Source organism: Pseudomonas sp. YH-1 (genome assembly GCF_051990045.1).
Lineage (GTDB): Bacteria > Pseudomonadota > Gammaproteobacteria > Pseudomonadales > Pseudomonadaceae > Pseudomonas > Pseudomonas nicosulfuronedens.
In genome coordinates this window covers 54056-69083 of record NZ_CP178184.1, presented here as the reverse complement: position 1 = coordinate 69083, position 15028 = coordinate 54056, and the positions used below count along the sequence as shown (strand labels likewise).

The following is a 15028-nucleotide window of genomic DNA, read 5'->3' as shown; positions in this document are numbered from 1 at the left end:
AAGCGGGATGACTTCTTCTGATGTCATCCCGCTTTTTTACAATCTGCGCACGCCCAGCCAGGCTTGAACTACGGGAGGTCTTCTTGACTAAGCCAGCCATACTTGCACTTGCCGACGGCAGCGTTTTTCGCGGTGAAGCCATCGGCGCCGACGGCCAGACCGTCGGAGAGGTGGTGTTCAACACCGCCATGACCGGCTACCAGGAAATCCTTACCGATCCTTCCTACGCCCAACAGATCGTCACCCTGACCTACCCGCACATCGGCAACACCGGCACCACGCCGGAAGACGCCGAGTCGAACAAGGTCTGGGCCGCCGGCCTGATCATCCGTGACCTGCCGCTGCTGTCCAGCAGCTGGCGCGACAAGCAGTCCCTGCCGGATTACCTGAAAGAGAACGGCACCGTTGCCATCGCTGGCATCGACACCCGTCGCCTGACTCGCATCCTGCGCGAAAAGGGTTCGCAGAACGGCTGCATCCTGGCTGGCGACGACGCCACCGAGGAAAAAGCCCTCGAACTGGCGCGCGGCTTCCCGGGCCTGAAAGGCATGGACCTGGCCAAGGTCGTGTCCTCCACCGAGAAGTACGAGTGGCGCTCCAGCGTCTGGAGCCTGGAAACCGATAGCCACCCGGAAATCGCCGCCGCCGATCTGCCGTACCACGTGGTCGCCTACGACTTCGGCGTGAAGCTGAACATCCTGCGCATGCTGGTCGCCCGTGGTTGCCGCCTGACCGTCGTGCCGGCGCAGACCCCGGCGAGTGAAGTGTTGGCCCTGAACCCGGACGGCATCTTCCTTTCCAACGGCCCTGGCGACCCCGAGCCGTGCGACTACGCCATCCAGGCCATCCGCGAGTTCCTCGACACCGAGACGCCGATCTTCGGTATCTGCCTGGGTCACCAGCTGCTGGCCCTGGCTTCCGGCGCCAAGACTGTGAAAATGGGCCACGGCCACCATGGCGCCAACCACCCGGTGCAGGACCTGGATTCGGGCGTGGTGATGATCACCAGCCAGAACCATGGTTTCGCTGTGGACGAGGCGAGCATGCCAAGCAACCTGCGCGCTACCCACAAGTCGCTGTTCGACGGCACCCTGCAGGGCGTCGAGCGCACCGACAAGGTGGCCTTCAGTTTCCAGGGCCACCCGGAAGCCAGCCCTGGTCCGCACGACGTGGCTCCGTTGTTCGACCGCTTCATTGCGGCGATGGCCGAGCGCCGCTGAGTCCGAGCTCGAAGAGGGAAAGAAGATGATGCCGACCCTGGGAATCACCGACCTCTGGACCTACGTCCTGGGTACGTTGTTCATCGTCCTGCTGCCGGGGCCGAACTCGCTGTTCGTCCTCGCCACCGCCGCCCAGCGCGGCGTGGCCTCGGGCTACCGGGCGGCGAGCGCGGTGTTCCTCGGCGATGCGATCCTGATGTTCCTGTCGGCACTGGGCATCGCCTCGGTCCTCAAGGCTGAGCCCATGCTGTTCCTGGGGTTGAAGTACGTCGGCGCCGCCTACCTGTTCTATCTGGGCATCGGCATGCTCCGTGGTGGCTGGCAGAAGCTGCGCCACCCGCTGGAAGCGGCCGCCGCGCCGGCCAAGGAAGTGGACGTCAACCAGCCGTTCCGCAAGGCGTTGCTGCTGAGCCTGTCCAATCCCAAGGCGATCCTCTTCTTCATTTCCTTCTTCATCCAGTTCGTCGACCCGGGTTACGCCTATCCCGGCCTGTCGTTCCTGGTACTGGGCACGATCCTCGAGATCATCAGCGCCCTTTACCTGAGCTTCCTGATTTTCTCCGGTGTGCGTCTGGCGGCCTGGTTCCGTCGGCGGCAACGGCTGGCTGCCGGCGCTTCTAGCGGCGTCGGCGCCCTGTTCGTCGGCTTTGGCGTGAAGCTGGCCAGCGCAACCCTTTCCTGAATATTGCAACGAGAGTCCCATGCCCAAGCGTACAGACATCAAGAGCATCCTGATCCTCGGCGCCGGCCCGATCGTCATCGGCCAGGCCTGCGAGTTCGACTACTCCGGCGCACAGGCCTGCAAGGCCCTGAAGGAAGAAGGCTTCCGTGTCATCCTGGTGAACTCCAACCCGGCCACCATCATGACCGACCCGGCCATGGCCGACGCCACCTACATCGAGCCGATCAAGTGGCAGACCGTCGCCAAGATCATCGAGAAGGAGCGCCCTGACGCGCTGCTGCCGACCATGGGCGGCCAGACTGCCCTGAACTGCGCCCTGGACCTGGAGCGCCACGGCGTGCTCGAGCAGTTCGGCGTGGAAATGATCGGCGCCAACGCCGACACCATCGACAAGGCCGAAGACCGTTCGCGCTTCGACAAGGCCATGCGTGACATCGGCCTGGCCTGCCCGCGCTCGGGCATCGCACACACCATGGAAGAAGCCTACGGTGTGCTGGAGAAGGTCAACTTCCCGTGCATCATCCGTCCGTCCTTCACCATGGGCGGCACCGGCGGCGGCATCGCCTACAACCGTGAAGAATTCGAAGAGATCTGCACCCGCGGCCTGGACCTGTCGCCGACCAACGAGCTGCTGATCGACGAATCGCTGATCGGCTGGAAGGAATACGAGATGGAGGTTGTCCGCGACAAGAAGGACAACTGCATCATCGTCTGCGCCATCGAGAACTTCGACCCGATGGGCGTGCACACCGGTGACTCGATCACCGTAGCGCCGGCGCAGACCCTGACTGACAAGGAATACCAGATCATGCGCAACGCCTCGCTGGCGGTGCTGCGTGAGATCGGCGTGGAAACCGGCGGTTCCAACGTGCAGTTCGGCATCTGCCCGAACACTGGCCGCATGGTCGTGATCGAGATGAACCCGCGGGTATCGCGTTCCTCGGCGCTGGCTTCCAAGGCCACCGGCTTCCCGATCGCCAAGATCGCCGCCAAGCTGGCTGTCGGCTATACCCTCGACGAACTGCAGAACGACATCACCGGCGGCCGCACCCCGGCGTCCTTCGAGCCGGCGATCGACTACGTCGTCACCAAGATCCCGCGTTTCGCCTTCGAGAAATTCCCGAAAGCCGACGCCCGCCTGACCACCCAGATGAAATCCGTGGGTGAAGTCATGGCTATCGGCCGCACCTTCCAGGAGTCCGTGCAGAAAGCTCTGCGCGGCCTGGAAGTCGGCGCCACCGGTTTTGATCCGAAGCTCGACCTGAGCAACCCGGAAGCCGAGAGCATCCTCAAGCGCGAGCTGACCGTGCCCAATGCCGACCGCATCTGGTACGTCGCCGACGCCTTCCGCGCCGGCAAGAGCATTGCCGAAGTCTTCGACCTGACCCGCATCGACGAGTGGTTCCTGGTGCAGATCGAAGACCTGGTCAAGGACGAAGAGCGCGTCAAGACCCTGGGCCTGTCCGCGATCGACCGCGACCTGATGCTCAAGCTCAAGCGCAAGGGCTTCTCCGATGCGCGCCTGGCCACCCTGCTCGGCGTGACCGAGAAGAACCTGCGCAACCACCGCCACAAGCTCAAGGTGCTGCCGGTCTACAAGCGCGTCGATACCTGCGCCGCCGAGTTCGCCACCGACACCGCCTACATGTACTCGACCTACGAGGAAGAGTGCGAAGCCAATCCGTCGACTCGCGACAAGATCATGATCCTGGGCGGCGGTCCGAACCGTATCGGCCAGGGCATCGAGTTCGACTACTGCTGCGTACACGCCGCGCTGGCCATGCGTGAAGACGGTTACGAGACCATCATGGTCAACTGCAACCCGGAGACCGTCTCCACCGACTACGACACTTCCGACCGCCTGTACTTCGAGCCGGTGACCCTGGAAGACGTGCTGGAAATCGTCCGCGTCGAGCAGCCCAAGGGCGTCATCGTGCAGTACGGCGGCCAGACCCCGCTGAAGCTCTGCCGTGCCCTGGAAGAAGCCGGTGTACCGATCATCGGCACCAGCCCCGACGCCATCGACCGCGCGGAAGATCGCGAGCGCTTCCAGCAGATGGTCCAGCGCCTGAACCTGCGCCAGCCGGCCAACGCCACCGCGCGCAGCGAAGACCAGGCCCTGGAGCTGTCGAAAAACATCGGTTACCCGATGGTGGTTCGCCCGTCCTATGTACTGGGCGGTCGGGCGATGGAAATCGTCTACCAGGAAGAAGAGCTCAAGCGCTACATGCGCGAAGCCGTGAAGGTTTCCAACGACAGCCCGGTGCTGCTGGATCGCTTCCTGAACTGCGCCATCGAAGTCGATATCGACGCAGTGTGCGACGGTGAGACTGTGGTGATCGGCGCGATCATGCAGCACATCGAACAGGCTGGCGTGCACTCCGGTGACTCCGCCTGCTCGCTGCCGCCTTACTCGCTGCCGCAGCACATCCAGGACGAGATTCGTGAGCAGGTCAAGAAGATGGCCCTGGAGCTCGGCGTGGTCGGCCTGATGAACGTGCAGATGGCCGTTCAGGGCGAAGATATCTACGTGATCGAGGTGAACCCGCGCGCGTCCCGTACCGTGCCGTTCGTCTCCAAGTGCATCGGCGAATCGCTGGCGAAAGTTGCGGCCCGCGTCATGGCTGGCAAGTCCCTGGCCGAAGTCGGCTTCACCCAGGAGGTGATCCCGCCGTACTATAGCGTCAAGGAAGCGGTGTTCCCGTTCGCCAAGTTCCCCGGTGTCGACCCGATCCTCGGCCCAGAGATGAAGTCCACTGGCGAGGTGATGGGTGTCGGCGACAGCTTCGGTGAGGCCTTCGCAAAAGCCCAGCTGGGTGCCAGCGAAATCCTGCCGAACGCCGGTTGCGCCTTCATCAGCGTCCGCGAGGACGACAAGCCGCAAGCCGTTCAGGTCGCCCGCGACCTGGTCGCGCTGGGCTTCGAGGTCGTTGCCACCGCCGGCACGGCCAAGGTGATCGAGGCTGCCGGTCTGCCGGTACGCCGTGTGAACAAGGTGACCGAGGGCCGTCCTCACGTGGTCGACATGATCAAGAATGACGAAGTCACCTTGATCATCAACACCACCGAGGGCCGCCAGTCCATCGCTGACTCGTACTCCATCCGTCGTAACGCCCTGCAGCACAAGATCTACTGCACCACCACCATTGCGGCTGGGCAGGCGATCTGTGAGGCGCTCAAGTTCGGTCCCGAGAAGACCGTTCGCCGTCTGCAGGATCTCCATGCAGGGATCAACGCATGAGCAAATTTCCAATGACCGTCCAGGGCGCTCGCGCCCTGGAAGAAGAGCTGAAACACCTGAAGACCGTGCTGCGCCCGCAGATCACCCAGGCCATCGCCGAAGCGCGTGAGCTGGGCGACCTCAAGGAAAACGCCGAGTATCACGCGGCTCGTGAACAGCAGGGCATGTCCGAGGCTCGCATCCGCGACATCGAGGCCAAGCTGTCCAACGCGCAGATCATCGACGTGACCACCATTCCGCACAGCGGCAAGGTGATCTTCGGCACCACCGTCGATATCGCCAACGTCGAGACCGACGAGACGGTGACCTACCAGATCGTCGGCGACGACGAGGCGGACATCAAGAACAGCAAGATCTCGGTCAACTCGCCGATCGCCCGTGCGCTGATCGGCAAGACCGAAGGCGACGCCGTTCTGGTCAAGACTCCGGGTGGTGACGTCGAGTACGAGATCGTTGAAGTCCGCCACGCCTGATCGGCAATCCCTGAACGCAGGCACCATCAGTTGGCTGCTGGCCCAGACATTCTGGGTCGGCGGCCTCTGGCTGCTTCAGTTCGTGGTGTTGCCGGCGCTGGGCAAGATCGGCCTGGCACCTCTGCTGGTGGAGGCCGTCGCCGACGCGCTGAAGCCATTGCTTGTGGGTTTCGCCGGTTTCTGCGTGCTGCTCCAGGCTCTGGTGCTCTGGCAGGCGCGCGGGTTCGCTGCCTTTACCCGAGAAACGCGGGGGCAGTTGTTGCTGACGGTGCTGGTGATGGCGGCAGCCTATCTTGTGGTGCGCCAGGTAGCGCCGGATGCTCAGCGCTGGCTACTGTTCAATTACCTGGTGGTGGCGCTGTGCGGGTTGCTGCTGGTGCTGCAGCCGGCGCCTGGGCGGGACGAACGGAACTGACGCGGCGGAGCCTTGCCGGCTCCGCGTTGCCGGTCTTGACTGTCAGAGACCGCTGAAGCGGCTGATGTTCGACAGGTTCTTGTTCGGCTTGGGGTTGCGACGATAGATCAGCGCCATCTTGCCGATGGACTGAACCAGTTCGCAGCTGCCGTTCTGGCAAAGTTCGTCGATCAGCGCGCGACGGTCGTCGCGTTCGGTGATGCGGAACTGCACCTTGATCAGTTCATGATCGTTGAGCGCACGCTCAAGCTCGGCCATTACACCTTCCGAGAGACCGTTTTCTGCAACGGTCAATACGGGTTTCAGGTGATGCCCGATAGATTTGAACTGCTTTTTCTGCTCCTGAGAGAGCGCCATAATCTGACCCCTGGGAAAAAAGGCGGATATTCTACCCGAGTTTCGGTACGACCGGGATGCCGCTCAGACGAGGTAATACGTGGCCCGTTCCAAGACTAGCCATCGCTGGCTGAAAGAACATTTCGACGATCCTTACGTGAAGATGGCACAGCGCGACGGCTACCGCTCGCGCGCCAGCTACAAACTGCTGGAAATCCAGGAGAAGGATCGCATCCTGCGCCCGGGCATGACCGTGGTAGACCTCGGTGCGGCCCCTGGCGGTTGGTCGCAGGTCACCAGCCGGGTGATCGGCGACAAGGGCACCCTGATCGCGTCGGACATCCTGCCGATGGACAGCATCCCGGATGTCACCTTCATCCAGGGTGACTTCACCGAGGACGAGGTCTTCGCCCAGTTGCTCGAGGCCATCGGAGAAAATCCGGTAGACCTTGTGATTTCCGATATGGCCCCCAATATGAGTGGACTGCCCGCCGTGGACATGCCCCGTGCGATGTTCCTCTGCGAGTTGGCCCTGGACCTGTGCACCCGTGTGCTGCGTCCGGGTGGCGATTTCCTGATCAAGATTTTCCAGGGTGAGGGTTTCGACGCTTACCACAAGATGGTTCGCGAGAACTTCGAGAAGGTGCAGATGCGCAAACCGCTGTCGTCCCGCGACCGTTCGCGGGAGCAGTATCTGCTCGCACGAGGCTTTCGCGGCGCCTAGACTGGAATGATTGGGCAGGCTACTGGTCTATGCCTTGCAGGTTTTGCTTGTACCGGTGAAAGCCGGGGTTCATAAAGGGTTACAGACGGCGTCTGCCTGGCGGCGGGCGTTGTGTAGTAATTTTGGCCGGAAGGAGTCTGGCCGTCGTGAGAAGCGGTTTCCAGGGCGGAGCCGGCTTCAGAGGGTAGTCAATTGAACGACATGGCAAAGAACCTGATTCTGTGGCTGATCATCGCGGCGGTACTCGTCACCGTGATGAACAACTTCTCCAGCCCGAGCGAGCCGCAGACGCTCAACTATTCCGACTTCATCCAGCAGGTGAAGGACGGCAAGGTCGAGCGCGTGACCGTCGACGGCTATGTCATCACCGGCAAGCGCCAGGATGGTGACACCTTCAAGACCATCCGCCCGGCGATCCAGGACAACGGCCTGATCGGTGACCTGGTCAACAACAACGTCGTTGTTGAAGGCAAGCAGCCCGAGCAGCAGAGCATCTGGACCCAGTTGCTGGTAGCGAGCTTCCCGATCCTGGTGATCATCGCGGTCTTCATGTTCTTCATGCGCCAGATGCAGGGTGGCGGCGGTGGGCGCGGTGGACCGATGAGCTTCGGCAAGAGCAAGGCGCGCCTGCTGTCGGAAGATCAAGTGAAGACCACCTTCGCCGACGTTGCCGGTTGCGACGAGGCCAAGGAAGAAGTCAGCGAACTGGTGGAGTTCCTCCGCGATCCGGGCAAGTTCCAGCGCCTGGGTGGTCGTATCCCGCGCGGCGTGCTGATGGTTGGCCCGCCCGGTACCGGTAAGACCCTGCTCGCCAAGGCGATTGCCGGCGAAGCCAAGGTGCCGTTCTTCACCATTTCCGGTTCGGACTTCGTGGAAATGTTCGTCGGCGTGGGCGCCTCGCGCGTTCGCGACATGTTCGACCAGGCCAAGAAGCACGCACCCTGCATCATCTTCATCGACGAGATCGACGCCGTCGGCCGCCATCGTGGCGCCGGCCTGGGAGGCGGTCACGACGAGCGCGAGCAGACCCTCAACCAGTTGCTGGTGGAGATGGACGGCTTCGAGATGAATGACGGCATCATCGTCATCGCCGCGACCAACCGTCCGGACGTGCTCGACCCTGCGCTGCTGCGTCCGGGTCGCTTCGACCGCCAGGTGGTGGTCGGCCTGCCGGATATTCGTGGCCGCGAACAGATCCTGAAAGTGCACATGCGCAAAGTCCCGCTGGGCGACAACGTCGATCCGGCCGTGATTGCGCGCGGCACCCCAGGCTTCTCCGGTGCCGACCTGGCCAACCTGGTGAACGAGGCCTCGCTGTTCGCCGCCCGTTCCAACAAGCGCATCGTCGACATGCGTGAGTTCGAACTGGCCAAGGACAAGATCATGATGGGCGCCGAGCGCAAGACCATGGTCATGTCCGAGAAGGAGAAGAAGAACACCGCGTTCCACGAAGCCGGCCACGCCATCGTCGGTCGTCTGGTTCCGGAGCACGACCCGGTCTACAAGGTTTCCATCATTCCGCGCGGTCGTGCCTTGGGTGTGACCATGTTCCTGCCGGAAGAAGACCGTTACAGCCTGTCCAAGCGCGCCCTGGAAAGCCAGATCTGCTCGCTGTTCGGTGGCCGTATCGCCGAAGAGATGACCCTGGGCTTCGAAGGAGTGACCACCGGCGCCTCCAACGACATCATGCGTGCCACCCAGTTGGCGCGGAACATGGTGACCAAGTGGGGTCTGTCCGAGAAGCTCGGTCCGCTGATGTACGCGGAAGAGGAGGGCGAGGTCTTCCTCGGCCGTAGCGCTGGCGGCCAGCACTCGAATATCTCGGGTGAGACGGCCAAGCTGATCGACCAGGAAGTGCGCCGCATCATTGACGACTGCTATGGCACCGCCAAGCGCCTGCTGGAAGAAAATCGCGACAAGCTCGACATGATGGCCGACGCACTGATGAAGTACGAAACCATCGATGCTGATCAGATCGACGACATCATGGCTGGTCGCACTCCCCGGGAGCCGCGTGACTGGCAGGGTGGCAACTCCGGCTCTTCCGGCAACGCCGCCTCGCCGCGCGACGAAGGTCGCCAGGAAAATCCAATTGGCGGGCCCGCCGGCGAACACTGAGAGTACTGAATGAGTTCGTTGTACCACCCGACCCGGTTGCCTTGCGGCAACCGGGTTCTTGATTTAAGCCGCCCGCACGTCATGGGCATCCTCAACGTCACCCCTGACTCCTTCTCCGATGGCGGGCGCTTCAACCGGCACGATGCTGCGTTGCGTCACGCGGCGGAGATGGTCACGGCCGGCGCTACGCTGATCGATATCGGTGGTGAGTCGACCCGTCCGGGTGCGCGCGTGGTTTCACCCACTGAGGAGTTGGAACGTGTCGCACCGGTGGTCGAAGCCATCGCTCGCGAGCTGGATGTGGTGATCTCCGTCGATACCTCCACCCCGGCGGTGATGCGCGAGACCGCGCGTCTGGGAGCTGGACTGATCAACGATGTGCGTTCCTTGCAGCGTGATGGCGCTCTGGACGCTGCTGCTGACTCTGGGTTGCCAGTCTGCCTCATGCATATGCGCGGCGAGCCCGGAGACATGCAGGACGATCCGCGTTATCCGGACATCCTTGAGGAAGTCCGTGGTTTCCTTGAAAGTCGTGTCTCGGCGTGCGAATCCGTGGGCATTGCCAGGGGACGAATCGTGATCGATCCTGGCTTCGGTTTTGCCAAGACCCAGAACCACAACCTCAACCTGTTCCGTCAGATGGAAGCGTTGCTGGATATGGGGCATCCGCTCCTGGTCGGTGTCTCCCGTAAGAGCATGATTGGTCGGGCGCTGGGGCGCGAAGTAGGGGATCGCCTGTATGGCAGCCTTGCGTTGGCTGCCCTGGCAGTGACCAAGGGAGCCAGCATCATCCGTGTCCACGATGTCGCGGAGACCGTGGATGTGGTTCGAATGATTCACGCAGTAGAAAGTGCAATGGAAGAGGGGATGCCCGCATGAGCAGGAAGTATTTTGGCACCGATGGAATTCGCGGTCGCGTAGGCACTCCGCCGATCACTCCGGACTTCGTGCTCAAGTTGGGTTGGGCTGTGGGTATGGCCTTCCGCCAGCAGGGCAAATGTCGCGTGCTGGTGGGCAAGGACACCCGAATTTCCGGTTACATGTTCGAATCCGCACTGGAAGCTGGTTTGTCTGCCGCCGGGGCCGACGTGATGTTGCTGGGCCCAATGCCCACTCCCGGTATCGCCTATCTGACTCGTACTTTCCATGCCGAAGCTGGCATCGTCATCAGTGCTTCGCACAATCCGCACGACGACAACGGCATCAAGTTCTTCTCCGGGCAGGGCACCAAGCTGCCCGATGAAGTCGAGTTGATCATCGAGGAGCTCCTGGATGCGCCGATGACCGTGGTCGAGTCCGCTCGTCTGGGCAAGGTCTCGCGCATCAACGACGCTGCAGGCCGCTACATCGAGTTCTGCAAGAGCAGCGTGCCCTCTAACACCAGCTTCGCCGGGCTGCGCATCGCGCTGGATTGCGCCCATGGTGCGACCTACAAGATTGCCCCCAATGTCTTCCGTGAGCTGGGTGCCGAGGTGTTCGTCATCGGTGCTGAGCCCAATGGCCTGAACATCAACCACAATTGTGGCTCCACTCACATGGGGGCGCTGCAGGAGGCGGTGCTGGCCGAGCATGCCGACATCGGTATCGCCTTCGACGGCGACGGCGACCGGGTGATGATGGTCGATCACACCGGCACCATCGTCGATGGCGACGAGATTCTCTACCTCATTGCCCGAGACATGCTGGATCGCGGCAAGCTGCATGGTGGTGTGGTCGGGACGCTGATGAGCAACCTCGGGCTCGAGCTGGCCCTGCAAGATCTCCATATTCCCTTCGCTCGTGCCAAGGTCGGGGATCGCTATGTGATGTCCGAGTTGCAGTCGCGCAACTGGCAGTTGGGCGGTGAAAATTCCGGTCATGTGGTCTGCTACCAGCACACCACGACAGGGGATGCGATCATTGCGGCATTGCAGGTGCTGATGGCGCTCAAGACCCGCGGCCAGAACCTGGCCGAAGCGCGCATGGGTATTCGCAAGTGCCCACAGGTGCTGATCAACGTGCGCTTCGCTGGCGGTGGCGTCGACCCGCTGGAGCATCCGGCAGTGAAGGAAGCCTGCGCCAAGGTGACCGAGGAAATGGCTGGGCGTGGCCGCGTTCTGCTGCGCAAGTCCGGAACCGAGCCGCTGGTTCGGGTGATGGTCGAGGGTGACGAGGAAGCTCGTGTTCGTGCCTACGCCGAACAGCTGGCAAAAGTCGTTACAGAGGTATGTGCTTGATTTCTCTTGTCAGTTCCCAAAGCGTCGAGTAATATCTGCGCCCACTTTGCTCAGCGAGGTACAGCATGCGTCGACCCTTGGTGGCCGGTAATTGGAAAATGCACGGTACCCGCTCCAGCGTCACGGAGCTGATCAAAGGCCTGCGTCAACTGGCTCTTCCCACGGGTGTCGATGTGGCGGTTTTTCCGCCCTGTCTGTACATCAACCAGGTTGTACAAGGCCTGGATGGAAAGGCGGTTGCCGTCGGTGCGCAAAATTGCGCGGTTGAGCCGATGCAGGGCGCCTTGACGGGCGAGATCGCAGCCAGCCAGTTGGCGGATGCGAACTGCTCCCTGGTGCTGGTTGGTCACTCCGAGCGCCGCCTGATCCTGGGTGAGAGCGATGGAGTGATCAGTCGCAAGTTTGCGGCGGTTCAATCGTGTGGCCTGACTCCGATCCTGTGCGTGGGTGAAACCCGCGAGCAGCGTGAGGCGGGCAAGACTCTTGAGGTTGTCGGGCGCCAGTTGGGCTCGGTGATCGAAGATCTCGGTGTCGGGGCGTTTACCCGCGCCGTTGTGGCTTACGAGCCGGTGTGGGCGATTGGGACGGGGCTGACTGCCTCGCCCGAGCAAGCCCAGGAAGTGCATGCGGCGATTCGTGCGCAGATCTCGGCGGAAAACGCAGAGGTGGCCCGCGGCCTTCGTCTCCTGTACGGCGGCAGTGTCAAGGCTGCCAACGCTGTCGAGCTTTTCGGCATGCCGGATATCGATGGGGGGCTCATTGGTGGAGCTTCCCTGAATGCAGATGAGTTCGGTGCGATCTGTCGCGCCGCAGGAAACTGAAGATGCTGGAAACAGTTGTAATCGTGATTCACCTGCTGATGGCGCTGGGTCTGGTTGTGCTGGTCCTGCTTCAGCAAGGCAAGGGTGCCGACGCTGGTGCGTCGTTTGGTGCTGGCGCTTCGGGTACGGTTTTTGGTAGCCAGGGTTCTGCTACCTTCCTGAGTCGCTTCACCGCTGTACTGGCTGCAGTTTTTTTTATTACCAGCTTGGGTTTAGCGTATTTTGCTAAAGAAAAAGCTGATATGATTCGTCACGCTGGGCTACCTGATCCGGCAGTGATGGAGCAGAAGCAGGAACAAGCTCCGGCAGCAAGTGATGTGCCGGGCGCGCAAGGGCAGCCTCAAGCCCCTGCAGGCGGTAACGGCGACGTTCCGGCAGCTCCTGAGCAGAAGTAAGCAGGCAAGAGTTTTTGCCGAGGTGGTGGAATTGGTAGACACGCTACCTTGAGGTGGTAGTGGCCATAGGCTGTAGGGGTTCGAGTCCCCTCCTCGGTACCATATACGAAAAGGCCCGCAGTGCGGGCCTTGTCGTTTCGGAGTTTCGGTTGACCTTCAAGGGGCTCGACCGTATAATTTCGCACCAGCTTTGACGCGGGATGGAGCAGTCTGGTAGCTCGTCGGGCTCATAACCCGAAGGTCGTAGGTTCAAATCCTGCTCCCGCAACCAGTTTGGCAGAGCCCCTTTTCAGGGGCTTTTTGCTAGCTGGACAGTCCGTGCCGCCAGGTCAGGGCGGTCCTTAAGGGATGGGCGTTTCGCCCATTTTTTGTTTCTACAGCATACGCGAGGCGATCAGGTGTCGAGCAAGCTAGAACAGTTGCAGGCCTTGTTGGCCCCTGTAGTAGAGGCGCTCGGCTATGAGTGCTGGGGCCTGGAGTTCATTTCCCAAGGTCGTCATTCCCTGCTCCGGGTTTATATCGATCGTCAGGAAGGCATCCTGGTCGATGATTGTGAAATTGTCAGTCGTCAGATCAGTGGCATTCTCGACGTAGAGGATCCGATCAGCGGTGAGTACACCCTCGAGGTGTCGTCGCCGGGTATGGATCGGCCGCTCTTCACCCTTGAACAGTTCGCGCTCTATGTCGGCGAGCAGGTGAAGATCAAGCTGCGCACGCCCTTTGAGCGGCGCCGCAATTTCCAGGGCATTCTCCGTGGTGTGGAGGAGCAGGATGTGGTGGTCCTGGTGGATGACCATGAATACCTGCTGCCGGTCGACTCGATCGACAAGGCCAACATCATTCCCCGATTTGAGTGAGCCGCGAGAGCGCGGATTCCAATGGATTGAAAGGCGAGGCGTACGATGAGCAAAGAAGTACTGCTGGTTGTTGAGTCGGTATCCAACGAGAAGGGTGTACCGCCTGGCGTGATTTTCGAAGCGCTGGAGCTGGCCCTGGCAACCGCGACCAAAAAGCGTTTCGAGGACGAGGTTGACCTGCGTGTGGAAATCAACCGCGCCAACGGCAACTACGAAACCTTCCGTCGCTGGACCATCGTCGAGGATGAGGATTATTCCAATCCTGCCTCGGAACTGACCGTCGAAGACGTGCAAGAAGAGCACCCCGGCATGAAAGCCGGCGAGGTCATCGAAGAAAAGATCGAATCCATCGAGTTCGGCCGCATCGCCGCACAGACCGCCAAGCAGGTCATCGTGCAGAAAGTTCGCGAAGCCGAGCGCGCGCAGGTGGTCGACGCCTACCGCGAGAAGGTCAACGAGATCATCTCCGGTACCGTCAAGAAGGTCACCCGCGACAACGTGATCGTCGATCTGGGCAACAACGCTGAAGCGCTGCTGGCCCGCGACCAGATCATCCCGCGTGAAACCTTCCGCGTCGGCACCCGTGTGCGTGCCCTGCTGAAGGAAATCCGCAGCGAGAACCGTGGTCCTCAGCTGATCCTGTCGCGTACCGCGCCGGAAATGCTGATCGAGCTGTTCCGCATCGAAGTACCGGAAATCGCCGAGCAACTGATCGACGTGATGGCCGCTGCCCGTGATCCGGGTTCGCGCGCCAAGATCGCCGTTCGCTCCAAGGACAAACGTATCGATCCGCAGGGCGCCTGCATCGGTATGCGTGGTTCCCGCGTCCAGGCCGTCTCCGGCGAACTGGGCGGCGAGCGTGTGGACATCGTCCTCTGGGACGACAACCCCGCGCAGTTCGTGATCAACGCCATGGCCCCGGCCGAAGTGGCGGCGATCATCGTCGACGAAGATACCCACACCATGGATATCGCCGTCGCCGAGGACAACCTGGCACAGGCCATCGGCCGCAGTGGCCAGAACGTCCGTCTGGCCAGCCAGCTCACCGGCTGGACCCTGAACGTGATGACCGAGGCCGATATCCAGGCCAAACAGCAGGCTGAAACTGGCGACATCCTGCAGCGCTTCGTCGACGAGCTGGATGTCGATGAAGAACTCGCCCAGGTCCTGGTTGAAGAAGGTTTCACCACCCTGGAAGAGATCGCCTACGTACCGATGGAAGAGATGCTCAGCATCGACGGCTTCGACGAAGACATCGTCAACGAGCTGCGCTCGCGTGCCAAGGACCGCCTGCTGACCAAAGCCATCGCCACTGAAGAGAAACTCGCCGACGCACAACCTGCCGAAGACCTGCTCAGCCTCGATGGTATGACCAAAGAGCTGGCCGTGGACCTGGCGCTGCGTGGCGTAACCACCCGTGAAGATCTTGCCGAGCAATCTATTGACGATCTGCTCGACATCGACGGCATGGACGAAGAGCGTGCCGGCAAGTTGATCATGGCCGCCCGGGCCCATTGGTTCGAGTAAGCA

14 protein-coding genes and 2 tRNA genes are annotated in these 15028 nt (G+C 61.6%); 15 read left to right on the top strand and 1 reads right to left on the bottom strand.

Annotated features, from left to right (window positions below):
• The first annotated feature begins 83 nt into the window (after positions 1-83).
• From carA to ACKI1H_RS00300, 5 genes are read left to right on the top strand one after another with little or no spacing between them, the layout of a single operon-like run.
• Positions 84-1220, top strand: a complete 1137-nt coding sequence (carA, locus tag ACKI1H_RS00320; protein ID WP_138524520.1) for a glutamine-hydrolyzing carbamoyl-phosphate synthase small subunit — start codon at positions 84-86, stop codon at positions 1218-1220.
• Between the two features lie 28 nt (positions 1221-1248).
• The gene (leuE, locus tag ACKI1H_RS00315; RefSeq protein WP_026079047.1) at positions 1249-1902 is read left to right on the top strand and encodes a leucine efflux protein LeuE; all 654 of its coding nucleotides are present in this window, start codon (positions 1249-1251) and stop codon (positions 1900-1902) included.
• Positions 1903-1921: 19 nt separating this feature from the next.
• The gene (carB, locus tag ACKI1H_RS00310; protein WP_138524516.1) at positions 1922-5143 is read left to right on the top strand and encodes a carbamoyl-phosphate synthase large subunit; all 3222 of its coding nucleotides are present in this window, start codon (positions 1922-1924) and stop codon (positions 5141-5143) included.
• Complete coding sequence (greA, locus tag ACKI1H_RS00305) at positions 5140-5616, top strand: transcription elongation factor GreA (protein WP_015478940.1); 477 nt, start codon at positions 5140-5142, stop codon at positions 5614-5616. Before carB ends, greA begins: the two co-directional genes overlap by 4 nt.
• A 10-nt stretch (positions 5617-5626) precedes the next feature.
• The gene (locus tag ACKI1H_RS00300) at positions 5627-6031 is read left to right on the top strand and encodes a DUF4149 domain-containing protein (RefSeq protein ID WP_171049506.1); all 405 of its coding nucleotides are present in this window, start codon (positions 5627-5629) and stop codon (positions 6029-6031) included.
• 42 nt (positions 6032-6073) lie between these two features.
• Here the strand turns inward: ACKI1H_RS00300 and ACKI1H_RS00295 are convergent, their stop codons facing one another.
• Positions 6074-6388, bottom strand: a complete 315-nt coding sequence (locus ACKI1H_RS00295; RefSeq protein WP_015478938.1) for a YhbY family RNA-binding protein — start codon at positions 6386-6388, stop codon at positions 6074-6076.
• A gap of 79 nt (positions 6389-6467) precedes the next feature.
• Here ACKI1H_RS00295 and rlmE point away from each other — a divergent pair, with 79 nt between their 5' ends.
• The 10 genes from rlmE to nusA all read left to right on the top strand — a co-directional run bounded on the left by rlmE (position 6468) and on the right by nusA (position 15025).
• Positions 6468-7091: a 23S rRNA (uridine(2552)-2'-O)-methyltransferase RlmE gene (gene rlmE / locus ACKI1H_RS00290; protein WP_045216738.1), complete on the top strand. Its 624-nt coding sequence runs from the start codon at positions 6468-6470 to the stop codon at positions 7089-7091.
• A 201-nt stretch (positions 7092-7292) separates the two neighbouring features.
• Positions 7293-9209, top strand: coding sequence for an ATP-dependent zinc metalloprotease FtsH (gene ftsH / locus ACKI1H_RS00285; protein WP_045216741.1), 1917 nt, complete (start codon positions 7293-7295; stop codon positions 9207-9209).
• 9 nt (positions 9210-9218) lie between these two features.
• Positions 9219-10088, top strand: coding sequence for a dihydropteroate synthase (folP, locus tag ACKI1H_RS00280; RefSeq protein ID WP_138524512.1), 870 nt, complete (start codon positions 9219-9221; stop codon positions 10086-10088).
• Positions 10085-11425 (top strand): phosphoglucosamine mutase, encoded by a 1341-nt coding sequence (glmM, locus tag ACKI1H_RS00275; protein WP_138524510.1) that lies wholly within the window; start codon positions 10085-10087, stop codon positions 11423-11425. The genes folP and glmM overlap by 4 nt, the downstream gene beginning before the upstream one ends.
• A 65-nt stretch (positions 11426-11490) precedes the next feature.
• Positions 11491-12246: a triose-phosphate isomerase gene (gene tpiA, locus ACKI1H_RS00270; protein WP_138524508.1), complete on the top strand. Its 756-nt coding sequence runs from the start codon at positions 11491-11493 to the stop codon at positions 12244-12246.
• Between the two features lie 2 nt (positions 12247-12248).
• Entirely contained in the window at positions 12249-12641 is a 393-nt protein-coding gene (gene secG / locus ACKI1H_RS00265; protein ID WP_081520701.1) for a preprotein translocase subunit SecG, read from the top strand.
• 16 nt (positions 12642-12657) lie between these two features.
• Positions 12658-12743 (top strand) — tRNA-Leu (locus tag ACKI1H_RS00260).
• Positions 12744-12835: 92 nt separating this feature from the next.
• A tRNA-Met gene (locus tag ACKI1H_RS00255) sits at positions 12836-12912 on the top strand.
• Between the two features lie 127 nt (positions 12913-13039).
• Positions 13040-13498 carry a ribosome maturation factor RimP gene (gene rimP / locus ACKI1H_RS00250; RefSeq protein ID WP_138524506.1) on the top strand — a complete coding sequence of 153 codons (459 nt, stop codon included), beginning with the start codon at positions 13040-13042 and terminating at the stop codon, positions 13496-13498.
• Positions 13499-13543: 45 nt separating this feature from the next.
• Complete coding sequence (gene nusA, locus ACKI1H_RS00245; protein ID WP_017518943.1) at positions 13544-15025, top strand: transcription termination factor NusA; 1482 nt, start codon at positions 13544-13546, stop codon at positions 15023-15025.
• Positions 15026-15028: the final 3 nt, after the last annotated feature.